14 protein-coding genes and 1 pseudogene are annotated in these 16,743 nt (G+C 61.2%); 9 read left to right on the forward strand and 6 right to left on the reverse strand.

The window, feature by feature from the left end:
- Positions 1 to 35: 35 nt before the first annotated feature.
- Entirely contained in the window at positions 36 to 524 is a 489-nt protein-coding gene (locus AOQ71_RS12365; RefSeq protein WP_245316852.1) for a DUF3780 domain-containing protein, read from the forward strand.
- 11 nt (positions 525 to 535) lie between these two features.
- Complete coding sequence (locus AOQ71_RS12370; RefSeq protein WP_057746550.1) at positions 536 to 1,000, forward strand: helicase-related protein; 465 nt, start codon at positions 536 to 538, stop codon at positions 998 to 1,000.
- A gap of 34 nt (positions 1,001 to 1,034) precedes the next feature.
- Here the strand turns inward: AOQ71_RS12370 and AOQ71_RS12375 are convergent, their stop codons facing one another.
- From AOQ71_RS12375 to AOQ71_RS45930, 3 genes are read right to left on the reverse strand one after another with little or no spacing between them, the layout of a single operon-like run.
- Positions 1,035 to 2,543, reverse strand: a complete 1,509-nt coding sequence (locus AOQ71_RS12375) for a tetratricopeptide repeat protein (protein ID WP_157083494.1) — start codon at positions 2,541 to 2,543, stop codon at positions 1,035 to 1,037.
- Positions 2,540 to 3,583 carry a protein kinase domain-containing protein gene (locus AOQ71_RS12380; RefSeq protein WP_057746558.1) on the reverse strand — a complete coding sequence of 348 codons (1,044 nt, stop codon included), beginning with the start codon at positions 3,581 to 3,583 and terminating at the stop codon, positions 2,540 to 2,542. Before AOQ71_RS12380 ends, AOQ71_RS12375 begins: the two co-directional genes overlap by 4 nt.
- 16 nt (positions 3,584 to 3,599) lie before the next feature.
- The gene (locus tag AOQ71_RS45930; RefSeq protein WP_057746560.1) at positions 3,600 to 3,953 is read right to left on the reverse strand and encodes a MarR family winged helix-turn-helix transcriptional regulator; all 354 of its coding nucleotides are present in this window, start codon (positions 3,951 to 3,953) and stop codon (positions 3,600 to 3,602) included.
- A gap of 93 nt (positions 3,954 to 4,046) precedes the next feature.
- Between AOQ71_RS45930 and AOQ71_RS12390 the strand changes: the two genes are divergently transcribed.
- From AOQ71_RS12390 to AOQ71_RS12405, 4 genes and pseudogenes are all read left to right on the forward strand, one after another.
- Complete coding sequence (locus AOQ71_RS12390) at positions 4,047 to 5,588, forward strand: T6SS phospholipase effector Tle1-like catalytic domain-containing protein (protein WP_057746563.1); 1,542 nt, start codon at positions 4,047 to 4,049, stop codon at positions 5,586 to 5,588.
- A complete protein-coding gene (locus AOQ71_RS12395) occupies positions 5,585 to 7,036 on the forward strand; it encodes an SMODS domain-containing nucleotidyltransferase (RefSeq protein WP_057746567.1) in 1,452 nt (483 codons plus the stop codon). The genes AOQ71_RS12390 and AOQ71_RS12395 overlap by 4 nt, the downstream gene beginning before the upstream one ends.
- A gap of 14 nt (positions 7,037 to 7,050) precedes the next feature.
- Complete coding sequence (locus tag AOQ71_RS12400) at positions 7,051 to 7,926, forward strand: S-4TM family putative pore-forming effector (protein WP_057746570.1); 876 nt, start codon at positions 7,051 to 7,053, stop codon at positions 7,924 to 7,926.
- A gap of 378 nt (positions 7,927 to 8,304) precedes the next feature.
- Positions 8,305 to 8,806, forward strand: a pseudogene (locus AOQ71_RS12405) (EAL domain-containing protein); the annotation flags it as partial.
- A 462-nt stretch (positions 8,807 to 9,268) separates the two neighbouring features.
- Here AOQ71_RS12405 and AOQ71_RS12410 read toward each other — a convergent pair.
- Together AOQ71_RS12410 and AOQ71_RS12415 are read right to left on the reverse strand one after the other, a co-directional pair.
- The gene (locus AOQ71_RS12410) at positions 9,269 to 10,012 is read right to left on the reverse strand and encodes an outer membrane protein (RefSeq protein WP_057746572.1); all 744 of its coding nucleotides are present in this window, start codon (positions 10,010 to 10,012) and stop codon (positions 9,269 to 9,271) included.
- 503 nt (positions 10,013 to 10,515) lie between these two features.
- The gene (locus AOQ71_RS12415) at positions 10,516 to 11,649 is read right to left on the reverse strand and encodes a YihY/virulence factor BrkB family protein (protein WP_057746575.1); all 1,134 of its coding nucleotides are present in this window, start codon (positions 11,647 to 11,649) and stop codon (positions 10,516 to 10,518) included.
- A gap of 315 nt (positions 11,650 to 11,964) precedes the next feature.
- On the opposite strand from AOQ71_RS12415, the gene AOQ71_RS12420 reads away from it, so the two are divergent.
- Positions 11,965 to 12,168 (forward strand): hypothetical protein, encoded by a 204-nt coding sequence (locus AOQ71_RS12420; protein WP_157083495.1) that lies wholly within the window; start codon positions 11,965 to 11,967, stop codon positions 12,166 to 12,168.
- 814 nt (positions 12,169 to 12,982) lie between these two features.
- On the opposite strand, the gene AOQ71_RS12425 is transcribed toward AOQ71_RS12420, so the two are convergent.
- Entirely contained in the window at positions 12,983 to 14,806 is a 1,824-nt protein-coding gene (locus AOQ71_RS12425; RefSeq protein ID WP_057746581.1) for a caspase family protein, read from the reverse strand.
- 1,031 nt (positions 14,807 to 15,837) lie between these two features.
- On the opposite strand from AOQ71_RS12425, the gene AOQ71_RS12430 reads away from it, so the two are divergent.
- Both AOQ71_RS12430 and AOQ71_RS12435 read left to right on the forward strand, forming a co-directional pair.
- Complete coding sequence (locus AOQ71_RS12430) at positions 15,838 to 16,182, forward strand: DUF1236 domain-containing protein (protein ID WP_057746888.1); 345 nt, start codon at positions 15,838 to 15,840, stop codon at positions 16,180 to 16,182.
- An 85-nt stretch (positions 16,183 to 16,267) separates the two neighbouring features.
- On the forward strand, positions 16,268 to 16,684 hold the full coding sequence (locus tag AOQ71_RS12435; protein ID WP_057746583.1) for a hypothetical protein: 417 nt from the start codon (positions 16,268 to 16,270) through the stop codon (positions 16,682 to 16,684).
- The last annotated feature ends 59 nt before the right edge of the window (positions 16,685 to 16,743 follow it).

Raw genomic sequence — 16,743 nt, forward strand, 5'->3', positions numbered from 1 at the left:
ACTGCCTCCGAAGTTATGGAAGAAGCCGCCAAAGAGTGGCTCGAGCGGCATCACGCGGGGAAGAAATAAGGGGCAGGCTGGCGAAAATGCTTCAGACGGTGAAAGACGCGTGCAAGTTCGACCCGAAGGCGATCGACTACGCACTGAGCGACCAGATCGAGAAACTCGAGGACCTGATCGGCCACGACGCGAAGGCCGGGAAGGCCTTCTTCGATAAGACCTACATCACGGGCGGCATGAAGACCCTGCTGCGGCAAGGCCTGCAACGGCTCGCCGGCACCTCCAGTCAGGCGGTGTTCGAGCTCAAACAGGCGATGGGCGGCGGCAAGACCCACTCGATGCTCGCGCTCGGGTACCTGGCGGCGACCGGCACCTCCGATGACGTGGATGTCGGCTGGCGCAAGGCGATCCGCATCGCCATGACGGAGAATCCGACGGGCGATGAGGTCGGGGCGATCCGCGCCAAGAATCCCCGTCGCCCCGAGGATCGTCCGACGCTTCCGCTGTTCGAGCGCGTCAAGTGAAGAGTGTTGTCATGGATGAGGGCCTGAACCTCCAGACCTTGGGCACCCTGATCAACATCGACCTGCCGTGGAATCCGTCACGCCTGGAACAGCGGATCGGCCGGATCAAGCGCTTCGGGCAGCGCCGCGACCGGGTCGACATGCTGAACCTGCTCTTTCACGGCGTCGCCCAGCAGACGGTCGACGAAAAGGTGTACGCCAAGCTGTCTGAGCGCATGCGAAACCGCTTCGACATCTTCGGCACGCTGCCCGACGTGATCGAGGACGACTGGATCGAGGACGAGGAGAAGCTCGACGAACGCCTGAGGGAATACACTGAGCGGCGAAAGCGCGCGAACGCCTTCGACCTCAGGTACGCCGGCGACGTGACCCCGAAGGGGGACCGGTGGGATCTCTGCGAGAAAGTCCTGGCGCGCCACGACGTGAAGCAGAGGCTGTCGCGCGGGTGGGGTGAGAGGGAGCGAGGCGACGCGTGATCGCGGCCCCGGGGCGAGGCTACAGCATCAGCCGCTATTCGCCACGGGTCACGCGAAGTCTATGCTCTACCGCCGCCTGCCACCGCTTGGCTCGCTGTAGCACCACCTTGCAGTCCGGCGCGTAATGCAGGTCCTTCGCCAAGTCTTCCGCCTGCTTGATGAACTCGGAAGCGGTCGCGGTTCCGGCCCGTGCCGCCTCGAGGGCGAGATAGGCAGCCGCCGACGCTTCCATATTCCTGTTTCCCTGCCGCTTGAACGTTGCGATCACGGCCTTGTACCCCGCGATTCCATCGTCGATATCGCCAATCCGCATGGAGAGCATACTGGCGGTCGCGACGAGGTACTCGGCCGGCTCATCGACCGTTTGTTTCTTGACTAGCGCCTGGCGGAGAATCTGGGCTGCGCGCGGATATTCTCCCTTCTCGATGAGAGCGTAGGCGAGGTGGTTGCGGAACAGAAGCGAGTCCGGCTCCAGCTTCAGTCCGCGCTGGGCAAGGCGGAGACCGAGGTCGAAATCGCCGATGGTGATCGCCGTCGAGGAGCCGACCGCATACGGCTTCGAGGCGAAGGGCTCCTCCATCGTCCATTGCTCGCAGACCTTGATCACGCCATTGAAGTCCCCTCGCCAGTACGCGTGAAACGCGCGCGCTTCCCCGGAATCGAGCACCCGATCAATCTGCTTCGAGGTGACCAGTTCACCGCCCAGATGGGGATTGGCCCACTCGGCCTGGGCGAGCGAGTTCCCTGTAGGATCGACGAGGCTCGTCCGGAACAGCTTGCGCGCGCGGCGGTTGCCATCGCGGAGATGAACGGTTCCGATGGCCGATGCGAGTTCGGAGAGGTGCAGCGGCTGGAATCCACCGTCTTCCACCATGTCGATCCCGACCTTGAAGAATTGGGGCTTTCGACCAGCGGCGGAAGACAGCGCGATCTCGCCGGCGACCAGCCACGGATCGAATTTCGTCGCTGGGTTCCGCTTGAGGACGTCGTGCGCCTGCTCGGGGTCGTCGAGATGCAGGTGCATTCGCGCGGCGCTGCGCAGGACATGTCGATCCGCAGGCGCCAGTTGCAACGCGACGGTCATGGCCCGCTTCGCCTTGTCCTTCTCGCCATGAGTCACGTATCCGAGTGCCAAATCGACCCACGACAACGCATCTTCCGGATACCGGTACACGTGTCGCCGCAGCGGACCGATCTCGATGCCGGTCTGGCTCGACGCATCCGGCTCCAGCCTTTCGAGCAGGAGAGCCGCCTGCTTCTTGACGAGCGGGGTCGCTTCGGATCCTTCCCGTACCAAGCTGCGTGCCGCGCGTTCGGCTTCCTTCTCCCGCCCTTCGACGATGGCGGTTTCGACCAACTCCGCGGCCGCGATGACGTCGTTGCCGCTGCGCCAAGCTTCCAGCCGCGCCTTGAGCTCCTCTGGAATCCTGGAGTCCTGCGCGGGTCTGCCGGGCATGGCCAACTCGCCGGAAGCGGCCACCCGCGCGGCTGGTCTCCACCGGGGAACGATATCCCTCTTCTTCGGAAAGGCCTGTGCTGTCATGCGACTTTTCGCGCGCGCGCCGCGACGGTGGTCCGTTTCAGCAGAAGGTCGGTATAGGATTTATAGCGTTCGAGAGAATATTGGTTTGCCGATCCGATGCCCTTGCGATGGCCGCGTTTGGCCAGATCGGGATTGCACAACTCCCGCACGATCGTGGATATCTCGGTGCGGACCAGCGGATCGACCACGGCGTCGAGGTCGGCGAGCACCTGCGAAAAGGCGTGCTGGAGATGCGGCAACACCTGGTCATAGGTGCCGCTCCAGTTGCTGGGATGGAAGGCCGCGTCGAGCCGCGAGAACAAAGCCGCGGTGATGTTGATCCCGGAGAACAGGAATGCAGCGAGATTCCCGAGCAGGTAGAGGTCGCAACCGATCCGCCGCACCACGAAATCGGCGTGGAGATTGGAATATAGCTGCTCCGGCGGAGCATAGGTGCGGTCGCCGGCCACGACGAGATTGTCCATCCACACCTGATAGCCCCGTCGCGACGACCGCCCGAAATCACCGACGCGGCAGCCACCATCTCCGTACGTCAAGACGTTCGAAGGCTTCAGATCCTGATGCGCGATCGTCTCCTTGTGCAGTTGCATCATGCCGAGGGTCACGTCGTTCAGGATGCTGAGGCTGATCAGGCAGTCGAGGCGCTTTTTGAGATCGACCTGCTTGCGCACGTCACTCTCCGCGAGTTCGAATATCAGGTAGGCGACCCGCCCCTCGATAGTGCTAAATCCCGGAACCTGCGCGTAGCCGTGGGTCACGGCGAGAACGACCCGCGAGAGCCTGCGATCCTTGCAGTGCTCCAGGACATCCCGCTCATGATTGTATGCCGACGTCATGTTCTGGAGCGCGCGCGCGGGATCTGGGTCGTTGAACGCGTCCGAGAAGTCGAGGGCCTTGAGGAAATGCTCCTTCCCCTCCTTGTCCTCGACAATATAGGGCACGGAAAACATGCCGCCGGAGCTCGGGACGTGCGCGATCTTGCTGACGACCTTCCAGCCGCCGTCGAGCGTCATCCCCACAAGCTGTTCCGCTGCGTTCATCAGACCTCTCCTAACCCTACGTTGTCCTGGAATCCGCGACGAGCGCTTTGAGGAGCGATTGCCCCTCCGGCGAAAGAAACAGCGCCCGACTTCTCGGGTCTTTGACGTTGACCTCCTGCCGGATGAACGCGCGCGGCACGACGGTCTCGGAAATCTGATAACGACCGAGAAGGACAGCCACGTGGCGGCTCACCGTCTGCTGCGGCTGGTCCAGCCTCTCGGCGAGCTCATTGACTGAGAGGCCCGGAGTTCTGGCGATGGCGATCAAGGCGAGTGCCTGCGGCAGGCTGATCTCCGCCTGGTACTTCGAGAGCGCCTTGAAGATCGCGTCTAACCGGGACGTTTCGGATGCGGTGAAATCAGTCTTCATGAACCCATACTTGATTTTATACCCAAATCTAGGTATATACCATCTGTCGGTGCATGCAAGGCGATTCTTCGACTGCCGACAAGGAGATTCGACATGGCGAAGAATATCGTGGTGTTCTCGGACGGAACCGGCCAGGACGGCGGCGCCCGGCCAGAGCAACGCATCAGCAACATCTACAAGATGTACCGCGTCTCGCGCGACCATGCCGAGACGGGCATCGATCCCTCGAGGCAGGTGGCGTTCTACGACGCGGGTCTGGGCACTGACATCGGCGCCACGGCGCTAACCGCACCAGTTCGCTTCGTCCAGAAGCTGCTCGGGTCCGTGACGGGCGCCGGCATCAAGCGCAACATCGCCGACTGCTACGAATTCATCGTGAACCACTATGAACCCGGCGACAGGATATTCCTGTTCGGCTTCAGCCGCGGCGCCTACACGGTCCGCAGCCTGGCGAACTTGTTGATGCTCTGCGGCGTGCCCACCAAGCACCCCACCGGCCTGCCGATACGGTTCCGGAAGGCCGCGAAGGACATCGCTAAAGAGGCAGTCGATACCGTGCTCGAATATGGGGCGGGTCACCCGCGAGCCGAATTCGAGGACGAGCGACTTGAACTGGCCAGGCGCTTCCAGCTCAAGTACGAGTCGGGCGACGGATCCGATTCCAACGTCGCGCCCTACTTCATCGGCGTCTTCGACACCGTGGCCGCCCTGGGCGCCAGAGGCCTGCGCTATTTCATCATACAAGCCGGCCTCGCCGCAGGCGTCTCGGCCGCGGCATTCGTCGGCGGGTTCCTTCCCGCGGTGCTGATCGCACTTGTCTGCTCCTGGTGGTTCGGTACAGGCTTCATGCTGACCGGGTTTCTGGCGCAGATCGCCATCGTCGCAGGCGCGCTCGGCGCCTTCTGGTACTGGCAGAACAAGTCGACGACCAAAACGATCCTCGATTACCCCAAGCCCGGAGAATCGCGCTCCCACAAGGCGGTGTGGAAGGGCGAGAACTTTGATCGCCTGTTGAGCCGTCACGTCGCGTTCGCGCGCTCGGCGAACGCGATCGACGAGACGCGGAAGGATTTCGACCGCGTCGGCTGGGGCGGCAGCGACGAGGGCGCGCCGCATTTTCCCGGGCACGAACGGCTCCGCCAATGGTGGTTCGCCGGCAACCATTCGGACGTCGGCGGCTCCTACCCGGAGCCCGAATCCCGCCTGTCCGACATCGCACTTGAATGGATGTGCCGCGAAGCCGTTTCCGTCCCGGACGGCCTGCTCACGGGCCCGATCGTCGTCGCCGGCAAGAAGATGGAAGGGACGGGCGAGGTTGGGCAGGCGCTGAACGTCAATCCCGATGCCGGCGGCGTGCAGCACTGCGAAGTCGCCGGCATGCGGGATACGATCGACGCCTTGGCCGACGCACTCCCGAACTGGTCGTGGTTGCGCGGCCTGCTTGCCCGTCAGAACTGGCCGGTCAAGCTTCGCGACGTCGGCGCCCAGTCCAAGATCCATCCGACGGTCGCCCAACGCTTCGAGCTACCGGCCGTCGTGCAGTGCGCGAAGGGAACGGCGGCCTACCGTCCCGAACCTCTCGCCCATCACGACGATTTCAAGAGGTACTATCCGATGAAGGCGGACGCGTCATGAAGCTAGTATCGCTGTTCGACGACTTCCTGAAGGAGACGGTAAACCTCAACAAGACGAGGATCGACCTTCTGGAGGCCAGCATTCCTGCGCTCAAGTCGTTCGTGCGCGAGTCCGACTGGAAGCCGAAGGTCCGCACCTTCGTAGAGCAGGGCTCCTGGGCGCACGAGACGATCATCCGTCCCGTCGACAACAAGGAATTCGACGCCGACCTCTTGGTCGTCGTGGATCCCGTCGAGGGGTGGACCGCCGCCGAATACGTCGAGAGCCTCGGCCGCGCGTTCTCCGGCAGCAAGACCTACGAAGACAAGACGAAGACGTGGGACTACTGCGTCACGATCACCTATGCCGGCGACCGCAAGATCGACCTGGCACCTTGCGTCGTCGGCAGGCGTTGGGAGGGCAGCATGGAAGTCTGCAACCGGAAGGGCGGTTTCGAACTGACGGCGCCGGTCGAATACACCGAATGGATGAAGGAGAGGAACGCGTATTCTGGCAACAACTCGTTCCGCAAGGTGACGCGCCTGGTCAAATATCTGCGCGACATCAAGGAGACCTTTACCTGCCCCTCCGTCCTGCTCACGACCCTGCTCGGCAACCAGATCCAATGGTTCGAAAAAGGCAACGATGCCTTTGCGGACGTGCCGACGACGCTCAAGACCCTGATGGGGCGTCTGGACGATTGGCTCCGGATGTATCCCTCCAGGCCTGCGGTGACGAACCCGAAACTTCCGAGCGAGGATTTCTCGCAGCTCTTCGGTACCGACGAGCAGTATTCGAACTTCCGCACGGTGATCGCCCGCTATCGGAAATGGATCGACGAGGCGCACGCGACGGAGGGGCGACAGGAGTCCATCAAGGCATGGCAGAAGGTGTTCGGATCCGAATTCGCCAAAGGCGATCTGGTGAAGGTCGCAGCGGACGGAGCGATGGAAAGCACGGGCAATTCGCTGGTCGCCCGCTTCCTCGATTCCACCGCGGCCCATCTCAACGGGATTGTGGACATGGTCAGGGACTATGGAATATCGATCCTGCCGGCCAGCTTCGCGCGGCCTGCACACATGCAGACGCCTCGGTGGCGCAGCGTATCCCAACCCGCGGACATCGCGGTCTCCGCCGAATGGCGCTCCGCCAGTCACGCGCAGGTGGGACGGCCTGTCGTCGCCGGCCAGATGTTGAAGCCGCAAGGAGGCCTATATTTCCGCGCGACCCTCGTCGACGGCACGCCCGTGCCGCCGGAATACTACGTCGAGTGGCGGATCACGAACACCGGAGCAGTGGCGATGTCGGCGAAGGCTGGACGCGGCGGATTCGAGGTTCCGAACAAGGCGGACGGCCGAGGGGAAACGCTGGCTTATCGCGGCATCCACATGGCCGAGGCGTTCGTCGTCCGACGCAGCGACGACGTGCTGGTCGGCCTCAGCAAGCCGTTCTACGTCGTAATCGAATGAGCGGGGAATAGCGGATGAACACGATCGCGCAGGATCAGGACACGCCAGAGCTCCAGCGGCTGCTCAAAGCCCGCCAGCGCGTCTACTCCGACGCGACGCGCTACCAGATCCTGCAGATCATCCTGACGGTCGCGCTGCCGGTCCTTGGCGCAGTGCTGGCGTTCACCCATCAGGAGACCAGGCCCTACGTGGCGCTCTACGGCCTGATCGCGACGGCAATGGACGTGATGTGGATCGATCGGATGCAGCGCCGGCTGCTGAAGGTCGCCGCGAAGATCAGCGAGGAATTCGATTGCGGTCTTCTGAAGATGCCTTGGAATTCGTTCGTCGCCGGCAAGCGCGAAGATGCCGAAGTCGTCGATGCGGCTGCGCGCCGATGGAACGACGATGCATCGAGCATTGCGGGCTGGTACACGGGGATCGTTCCAACCGCCAGGCATGCGATGGCCCGTCTAGTCTGCCAACGGATGAACCTGCAGTACGATGCCTCGCTTCGGAAGAAGTACGGCACCTATCTGATCTGCGGCGCCGGCATCTCGTTCGTGGCCTTGATAGTCGGCGCGGTGGCGAAAGATCTCAAGCTGATCGATTTCGCAGCGGTCGCAGCCACGATTTCGCCGGCGATCTTCTGGGCCATCCGCGAGCAGTTCAGGCAATCGGATTCCGCGACGACGAACCAGATTTTGAAAGTCGAAGCCGAAAAGTTCCTGGATTCGGTGCAGACGGGCGGTTGCGACGATGCCGAATGTGAGAAGCGGTCCCGAGAACTTCAGGACGCTATTTTCCAGCGCCGGGTTGCCAACCCCTTGGTGCTGCCGCTCGTGTATTGGCTGATGCGCAGCGAATTAGAGAAGCAGGCGCAGGCTGGCGCCAACGCCCTTCTTAGCTAGACCACGAGCAATACGAGATCCATTCAGGGGGGCGTGATCGCCATGTCTCCTGATGTGCGTCATTTCTCGTGCCAGCCGCTGCTCGTTGGTTAAGGCCGAGTGAACGATTTCAACGCTCTCGCTGTGGCTGAACGCTCTTATGCGCTTGCAACTACGGAATCCACGATAATCCGACCGGATTCCGACCGTTGCTTCGACTGAGACAGGGAGGCGCTCTCTGCCGGCAACTTGAAACCGGCTGCCGACGATTTCAACATGCTGCAGCCAAGCCACGATCTTGATGGCCGCGTCGGTTTGGGGGTCGGCGGCGTGTTCAACCGAACTCATCGCGGCTTCCAGCGTGCGGTGACGCTCGGTCACGGCATGGCCGCACATCACAACTTCATGCCAAATGCGGTGTACGAGCCCAAAGCTTGCATCCAGAAGTCGCTGGAGGCGGCGCGGCGGGCAAACTTTCCATCGCAAAATCTGATGTTCGAATTCACTGAGAATGAGCGGATGAACGATCCCCGCTCACGTGGAAAATATTGTCGCGACGTACAAGAAGCTTGGGTTTCTTACTGCCCTGGATGACTTTGGAGCGGGATATGCCGGGCTGAATCTCCTCGCGCGCTTGCAGCCGGATCTGATCAAAATCGACATGGAGCTCCTGAGAGACATCCATCTCAGTTCGTCTAGGCAGGTGATCGTGTCCGGTCTGGTGTCCATTGCGCGCCAGCTTAGCATTACAGTGCTGGCGGAGGGCGTCGAAAGCGAAGCCGAACTCACTGTGCTCCGCGCTGCCGGCATCACGCTCTTCCAGGGATACTATTTTGCCAAACCGGCGCTCATGTCTCTGGCCTCTGTTACAAGTTCAGACAGGAGCCTTGCGGTCGGCTGAGGTCTTCAAAGCGGGAGCGGGATGATGCTTGTCATCGCCCGTCGACGCGCCCTCACAGTGCAAGCCAAACGGCCCCGCCGCTCGGCATCCTCAGCAATAAGAATCAACGGGTGCATGTCTGCTGCAGGTTCAATTTGCGCATCAAAGCGTCAAGGCTGTCATTCGGCTTTGCAAATTTCGGACGCCGACCCTAAGGGGTAATGTTGCAGGCCGAAATGCCACAAGGGCCCGCGTTCCTGATCGGGCCGGCTTAGTCTTCGCCTCAGATTGCGCCGGGACTTCTTGGCCTTTTCGGAATGAGATCGGGCCTAAGCCTCGATAGCGCTCCGATCGACCACTGGCATAAAGGCGGTCGGGTGCTGGCCCCTCTCATGCAGCCAAGCAGCCTCGCTTGGGAATCTGGCACAAAAAAAGCCCCGCTTGCGCGGGGCTCTATAGTTGACTGGAACGTGAGGTCGTCGATCAATAACGCGCGACGACCGGCCCGCCGAAGCGATAGTTCAAGCGGCCGAGGATCATATCGGTGTCGCCGCCCGTCGTGAAACCCGTTACGGCCACGCCGCCAGGCACGTTAAACGTTGCCCCGTGGCGGTTCTCGAAGATGTGGTCGTATTCGACGCCGAGCGACCAATTCTGAGCGAACGAGAACTCGAGCCCAGCACCGACTGTGCCGCCCAGTCGCGTGCCGTAGCCGGTCTCGGAGGCGAGCGCACCGCTTGCTGCAAGGAACTGATAGTTGCGATCTGTGATCGCAGCGCCGCCCTTCACATAGAGCAGCACGCTGTTCCAGGCGTAGCCGAGCTGACCGGTGAATAGGCCGAACGCGTCCATCCGGGACCGGACAACGCCGCCGGGAACAACCAGATTGGGGGTGCTACCAGACACATCGGCCCAGTTGCCTTGAGCCTCGAGGCCGAAAACCCATCCCGCCGTTTGCCAGCGATAGCCGATCTGGCCACCGACAGTGCCGCCGTCCGCATCGTAGCTGCCGAAGAGCGTTGAGGTCGCATCGAACACGCGGCGATCATGGCTCTGTGCCCAACCGCCGTTGACGCCGATGTAGAAGCCGCTCCAGTCAAACACGGTCGCGACGACCGCCTGCGGAGGCGCCTTGGTGTACGGGCGCGCAGCCAAATCCGCAGCTGACGCAGACGCCGCTCCCAAAAACAAAGCGCCGAAAGCGGCCGAAGCCAACAACTTGTTCATCTCAATAGTCCCCTAAGTCCTTAGAGAGTCCCCACCCTGAGAGCACCCTAGCTCGCATGCGGCACACCCGCTGTAGCGGCAACGACACACTGCAAGACGCATTTCGGATTAACAAATGTTGCCTTGGGAACCATGTAAATTGATGCAGGTCTCAGCTTGCTTATGCGGAGCCGAATCCAAGAGCGGCTTTTTCCCGTCGGGTGACGTGGTCGCTGGCCCAATCAGATCAGCGGTAGGCGGCAAACTTCGTCCGCTTCCCCTATTGCTCGCGATTGAGGCGGACCACTCAACGAAGCTCAGGGCGAGCCGCGCAGCGATCATGATTGTCTCCTGGCCTGCGGACCAACAATGAGGGGAGGAGCTATCGCGATCTATATGAAAGACCTCGGCCGATGGAAGTCGTAGCGCTTAAGGAAGATCAACAAGCGCCTGTCGCGTCCCACCTAAAAGCAGAAGCAAGGCTGGCTGCTCTTCCTGCATTGGTGCCGCCTAAACTATCGGGATTAGGAAGCGGGAGGGCCACCCACGGTGTCGGCCATGGTGGCTCCTCGTGCGCCGAGCGGCTTGGGCGACCCCGTGGTGGTATCGCGCGAGGTTTGGTGCTCCATCTCCGCATCCAGTTCCGCGCCGAGCAGGATCACGATGGCGGAGATCCAAAGCCACGTCATGAAACCTATGATGGCTCCAAGCGAACCGTAGGTTTCGTTGAACTTGCCGAAGCTTGCAGCGTACCAGGAGAACAGCCCGGAGGCCGCCAGCCAGAGCAGGGTGGCAACCACGCTACCCCATGTGATCCAGCGCCAGCGCGGAGCCTCGCGGCTCGGACCGAACCTGTAGATGCAGGCGAGCGCAAGCGCGATGGCCACGAACATGGCCGGCCATCGTGCGATGCGGATGAGGAGATCGGCGAAGTTCGAGAGATAGAGATAATTCAGGACGACCGGTATCGCGACGACGGAGCCGATTGCCACGAGCACGAAGACGATACCCGCTATCGTGAACGACAGAGATACAAGATTCAGTTTGATGAAACCGCGCTTCTCTTCCTCGCCGTAGACGATGTTCAGGGTGTCAAAAAGAGATTTCATCGCGGCGTTCGCGCTCCAAAGCGAGACGGCAAGGCCGATGACGAACGTCACGCCAAGTGCGTGGTTTCCGTGCGAAGACACGCGCGTGAGCTGTTCGCGCGCTACTTCGATGGCGCCTCCCGGAACGAAGCCGGAGATCTGGTCCAGATGCTTGGCGATGCTGCTTGGGTCGGAAAACAGGCCGTAGATGGCAACCAGCGCCGCCAGCGCGGGGAATATCGCCAGTATGCTGTAGTAGGTCATGCCAGCGGCCAAAGCGAGAATACGATGCTTGCCGATGTTGTCATAGACGCGCAGTAAGATGTCCTTCCAGCCCCTTGCCGGAATCTCGGAAGGCGCCGAGGCATCGCGCCCGCGATCCTCTCGTTCGGTGGCCAGACTGTTCGCTGATGCGTCGCGCCCTTCTTCCCGCCTCCTCGGAAGACCATCGCTCTCCGGCGGTGAAATGCGTTCCCAAAGAAACGCAGCCGCGACCAGCCCGAGGGCGGCTGCCAAACTCCAGCCGCCAAAGTCCGACCTACGAGAGCGAGCGAGTTCGGTATCGGCCATAAAATCCTCTTTAAAGTCCTCTTTGGCACGCCAATCGTTTTTAAGGCCGCGAGTTCCTGCGACCGACAACGATAAGACACTCTGATTTTTGGGGGTTGATGCTACCCGACGGAGCCACGAGAGGCGCTGCTCACCCCGGGAGCGTAGTCGCTCTTGCCGATGTCTCAAGCGACAAGCCGCTTCTCTTCCGGAGCCCTGTCAGCTTCAAGCCCAGGGGCGGCCAGGAGAAGAGCTCTTCCGAACTCCGTTCTTGGAGAGTTAGGGCGGCCAGGCCTCTGCAGGAACATCAGCAACATAGAGATGTTGGACAGAGAAATGAGCAATAAGTTACCTGACAGCATTCTCCGATATGCCAACATGATCTCGTCGGCTCAACAGTTCTACAACGAAGCGGCGGCCTGCCGCGCACAAGCAGAGCGATGTTCGAACCAAGCCGATCGGGATAGCTGGATGAGGCTTGCGAAAGAATGGGCCGAACTCGCCCTCGCGGCCGAACGCGGCCAAATTTTCCGGCGCTAATAACTGACGTTCAAGTACAGCGATTTTACGACCGTAAAAGTGTGGCGGGGTTCGCCGCACCAGGAAGCCCGGTTTAGCCAATCCGCGAGCGGCACATCGATCTTCGATGGCACGCTGGCGAAGCTCACCTTTGATCTAATCGCGCTTCAACTGCACTCTGCATTCTTTGCCTGATCGTGCATTCCCGAATTTGGACATCAGTCACGTTTTCCGCCTCGCATATCCTGCGAATGGGGATTGCATTCGGAGTTTCGGTCTTCCATTGGCCCGAGGTGACAAAGCCAAAGATTAGAAGCACGAAAAGGCCGGCGCCCAAAATGGTGGAAATTGGGAAATTTCTCATCTCCTCACCTCTGATGCCATGGCTTTCCCATTCTCAATAACGCTCGTGTCTCTGCCAAGTTTTCCTGGTCTGGAAAATTTCGCTGCTGTCCTGCGAAACAGCATGCGGGAGTAACAGTCGCGCGCACCAGATCTGGTTCGCTGTCACAGTGCGATGGATCCGTTGAGCGAGTGCTTGAGCCATCCCGAGGAGGTGCGGCTGGGTCAAAGCTCTGGCGGTTTTCGCGCGCAGCGACTCAAGGTTTCAATCCGAGAAGGTTCGGAAAAGCCAATATGCCCAGTCCAGAGCGAGCGCTCTAACATGCGGGAACATGCCGCCAAGCCGCCAAGGAAAAGGCCAAGCAGTTGTGAGAGCCGCTCCACCCCTGCACGCCGCCCTTTATCGCGAAGAGCAGATCAGCGGTGAACCGCGGGCCAGGCGTAGCGGCATTGAGCAGGATCTCAACCAAATCGCCTCGGGCCCGCGCAACCCTTACTTCCTTCCCGCCATCATTCGGCCGAGGCAGGCGTTGAATGCCTGGGTATTCCCTCCGGCGCCATTCCGGCCATACTCCCATTTTCCGCTCGCGGGATCGCAGCGTCCGCCGATTTCGAGCGCGCACCGCTGACTGATGCTGATGCAGCGGCCGCCGCTCAAAGAGCGCCGTTCGGCCGGTTTGGAATCAATTGCCTCCGGTCTGGAGGCCAGCGGGCGCTCGGGCTTTCGCGCAGGCGTCTTATCGCTTTGGACGCACTCGCCCTTTTCGTTGAGAGCCAGTCCGCGCCGGCATGAGCGCCTGACGCAGTGATCGCCGATCGGCTCAAAACCGCGCTCGCAAACCTGCGAGCAGACGCGGTCCCGCCTCGCCTTGATGGCGTCGAGCAGGTCCAGGCTGGCAGACTTGATGTCGAATTTCGTCCCGGCAAACTTGTTGAAGTTGGAAACCGATTGCTGTGACGTAACGCTCCAGTCGTCATCTGATGTCGCAGTGAGGCAGCCGACGCGGCGCAGCTCCTGCTGCACCAGCTTGTTGATCTCCTGGGCAGAGCGGTCAGGTTGACCTGTTGCCGGCGAAAGAGCGGCCATCTTCTGCTGGTCGTCGGCGGTAAGCTGCTGGTTAATTGCCTGCTTCTCGTCCGACTTGGCAACCCCCTGTTCAGCCGCAGCTTCCGTTTCCTTCCGCTTTCGTTCGGCTGCTGCCGCCTTCGCCTCGACCTCCTGCTTCAATTTCTCGGCAGCGATCCGGGCATCCTCGGCGGCCTTAGCCGCGGCCTCCGCTTTGTCTTGCACTGTCTGCTTGGCTTGGTCGGCAGCGAGTCGAGCCTTCTTCTGCTCAGCGATCCGGGCTCGTTCCGAAGCCGTTGCGCGCGCCTCTTCGGCAGCGATCCGATCCAACTGTCCCTGAGCAAGGCTGGCGTAAAAGCCGTCGGGGTATTGAGCTAAAAACGCAGTCCAGACTGCTCGGGTCCCCACCTGGAGCGCCAGCTCATAGTCCCGCCGGGCGGCAGTCTGTGGATTGTCCTGCTGCGGTGCAGCCCCGGAACTTGGCGGTACCAAGGAAACATCATCGCCCCCGAGGGAGCCATAGACGTAGGGCTCCTGCTTGTAGCCGGTTTTCTTTAGGACGTCGTCGCGGACAAATCCAAATGCCTTGCGCAAGTCGAGGCCAGGCGTTGGGAGTCGTTGGACTATGGCCGTTGCAAACGGACTGTTCTTTGAATCTCCGTCTGATGCGGTTGATCCCGCCTTGGCGGCGAAGGCGATCATGGTGTTCGGGCTGGTCGGCTCGACCTTGGCAAGGCCCCGCCCGATCGCGCGGGAGGCCACCGTCCGTTTCATAGACCTGGCGAATGGATTGTCTCGGCAGGCATCAAGGATGACAAGCCGCAGCTGTTTGGCAGGTTCGACGGCAAACAGAGCACGATCAAGTGCAACGGTCTCGTCTAAAACATCGCTATCGGTCTCCAGCGCGGCGTCGGTCGGGATCAGATAATTGGTCCCGTCGAGCTCGATGCCATGACCAGCGTAGTAGATGACCGCAACGTCGGCCTCCCGGGCCCGTCCACCAAAATCGCGAAAGGCCTTCCGCATCTCGGTAGCGTTCAGGTCAGTCCTGATGTCGACGGACTCGAATCCGGCCTTCTTGAGCATGTCGCCGACCAGAGCGGCATCGTTCACAGGATTGATTAGCTGTGGCACGCTCTTGTAGGCGGAGTTGCCGAGCACCAGCGCAACTCTATGCTCCGCCTGAGCAGAGCCGAGGGCGAGCCATGAGCAGGAAAAAAGGACGAAAAAAAACAGCCGAGCGGTATCCATGCCTAGTCCAAATCGTCATGCCGCCAGAATATTCGGAGGGCTGTCGAAGGCAAGCACGGCGACTTGGCTTGATGACCAAAACAAATGTTAAGGCGACCGGCGGGCGTATCTGGTGGATCTCGGATTGCGGGAGAGGAGCGACTCAAATTCCAGTCAGGCGCTGCAGGCCGACATGCAGGGGACACGCTTGAAAACCATGGGCTTGAGCCCAAAGCAGGCTTGTTCATAGAAAACGCCGCCAACTGAGGCGGCGTCGAATGGTGCGGTTGGTTACGTATTAGCGGTGATGCCGCCAGCCGTAATGATGACCGCGACCTCTACTCCATCCGTAGTGATGACCCCGCCCGCCATGATGCCCCCAGCCGTGGCCGCCGCCATGACCATGGCCACCTTTGACCTGGATTACACCATTGTCCGAGCTTCCGAGCGCACTTGGAGAGGCTACTGGCATCGCTGACCCTGACACTACTGAAGAAAGAAAAAGAGCGGTGACAGCAAACCCATAAAACAATTGTCGGTTCATCTCGTATTCCCTCCGAATCGACGCAACATGCGATCGAAGTAGTCAAATGTGAAAGGCTTCTGAAGTTCCGGGAAAAAACGGCAATTTAATTCCATCCCACTAAGGCAGGTTGCACGTTGCAAGTTGCAGAACGGGTGAGCTCGCGAGTTCGGCGGTCGGCTGAGAGCGGCGCCCGGTCCGACACGGGCGACGCAAACCTCTGACGCGCCAGGGTCGATGCCGCGGTCCGTTTGCGGGGGCCGCTGGCGGGGCCACCGGGCATCTATCTTCTGGGGAGGCCTTCTCGATCTTGAACTAAGGCTCGGCGCTCGCGACCGTGTTGCAGAAGGGGTGAACGCGCACCGAAAGCTTGGCGCAGTTCGCTCGGGCTCGTACCAGGCCTTCTTGACCGAGCCAGCGGCACTTGCCTCCGAAATTCGGGAAAACTAGGCAATTATCCTGCCGCTTCCGGAACCTTGCCATCATTCATGGGTTCTTGCATGCCGCACATGGCGGCGAGGAGAGAATGATGAACAAGCTTCTGCTGAGGGCTGCGATGGCGGCGATGATCTCGACGGGCGCCATGGCGCAGTCCACCGTCGTCACCACCACCGGCACGGGACATGCCGCCGCCCTACAGATAGAGCCCGAATACCGCACGAAGATCCACACCTACGTCGCCGAGCACAAGGTCCGTCCAGTGGAGACCCGCGAGAAGATCGTCGTCGGCCGGCCGGTGCCGCGCGAAGTCGAACTCGAGGCGGTGCCTGCCGACTGGGGCCCCTCGCTCTCCAAGTACCGCTATGTCTACTCGGGCGAGCGCGTGATGCTGGTCGATCCGTCGACCCGCACGGTTATCCAGGAGATCGACTAATCCTTGCAGTAGGGGCGCTAAACGAATCGACCCGCCACCCCAATCCCCTGCCGATACCTGATTTCTCTTTTGCGAGCGGCCATTCATGCCGATCATTCGTTATTTCGTCTTCGTCGGCGGACTGCTGTTAGCGCTGCTCTTCGCTGCGGACCGGTATCTGCCGGCGCCGGTTGAGCAGGCGGGCCCGTCCGAGCCGGACAGGACCATCATCCGGATCGCCTCGGCGAGGAGCCTGCCGGAGAAGATCGTGTTCGACACGAGTCCGCGCGCCGATTTGCCGACAATGGCGCAGGCCGATCCGCTCCCCGAAGAACCCAAGCAGCAAGTGCGGGAAGCCCTGGCCGCAATGCCTGCAGCGCCTGCCGTCGAGGTCAAGAAAGAGGCGCCCGCCCGCTCAGGCCCCCGTCCGCATCCGAAGCGCTGGGCAAAACTACAGAAAAGGGCACCTGACCGACGTCTCGCCTTCGAGGGGCCCGGCCCATTTGCTGGCAGATGGTGGTGACGGAATGCTGCCGCGTGATGAAAATGAAAAGGCCGCGCGTTCGATAGCGCGGCCCTGCT

This window comes from Bradyrhizobium manausense, from assembly GCF_001440035.1.
In the GTDB taxonomy this organism is placed as follows: domain Bacteria; phylum Pseudomonadota; class Alphaproteobacteria; order Rhizobiales; family Xanthobacteraceae; genus Bradyrhizobium; species Bradyrhizobium manausense.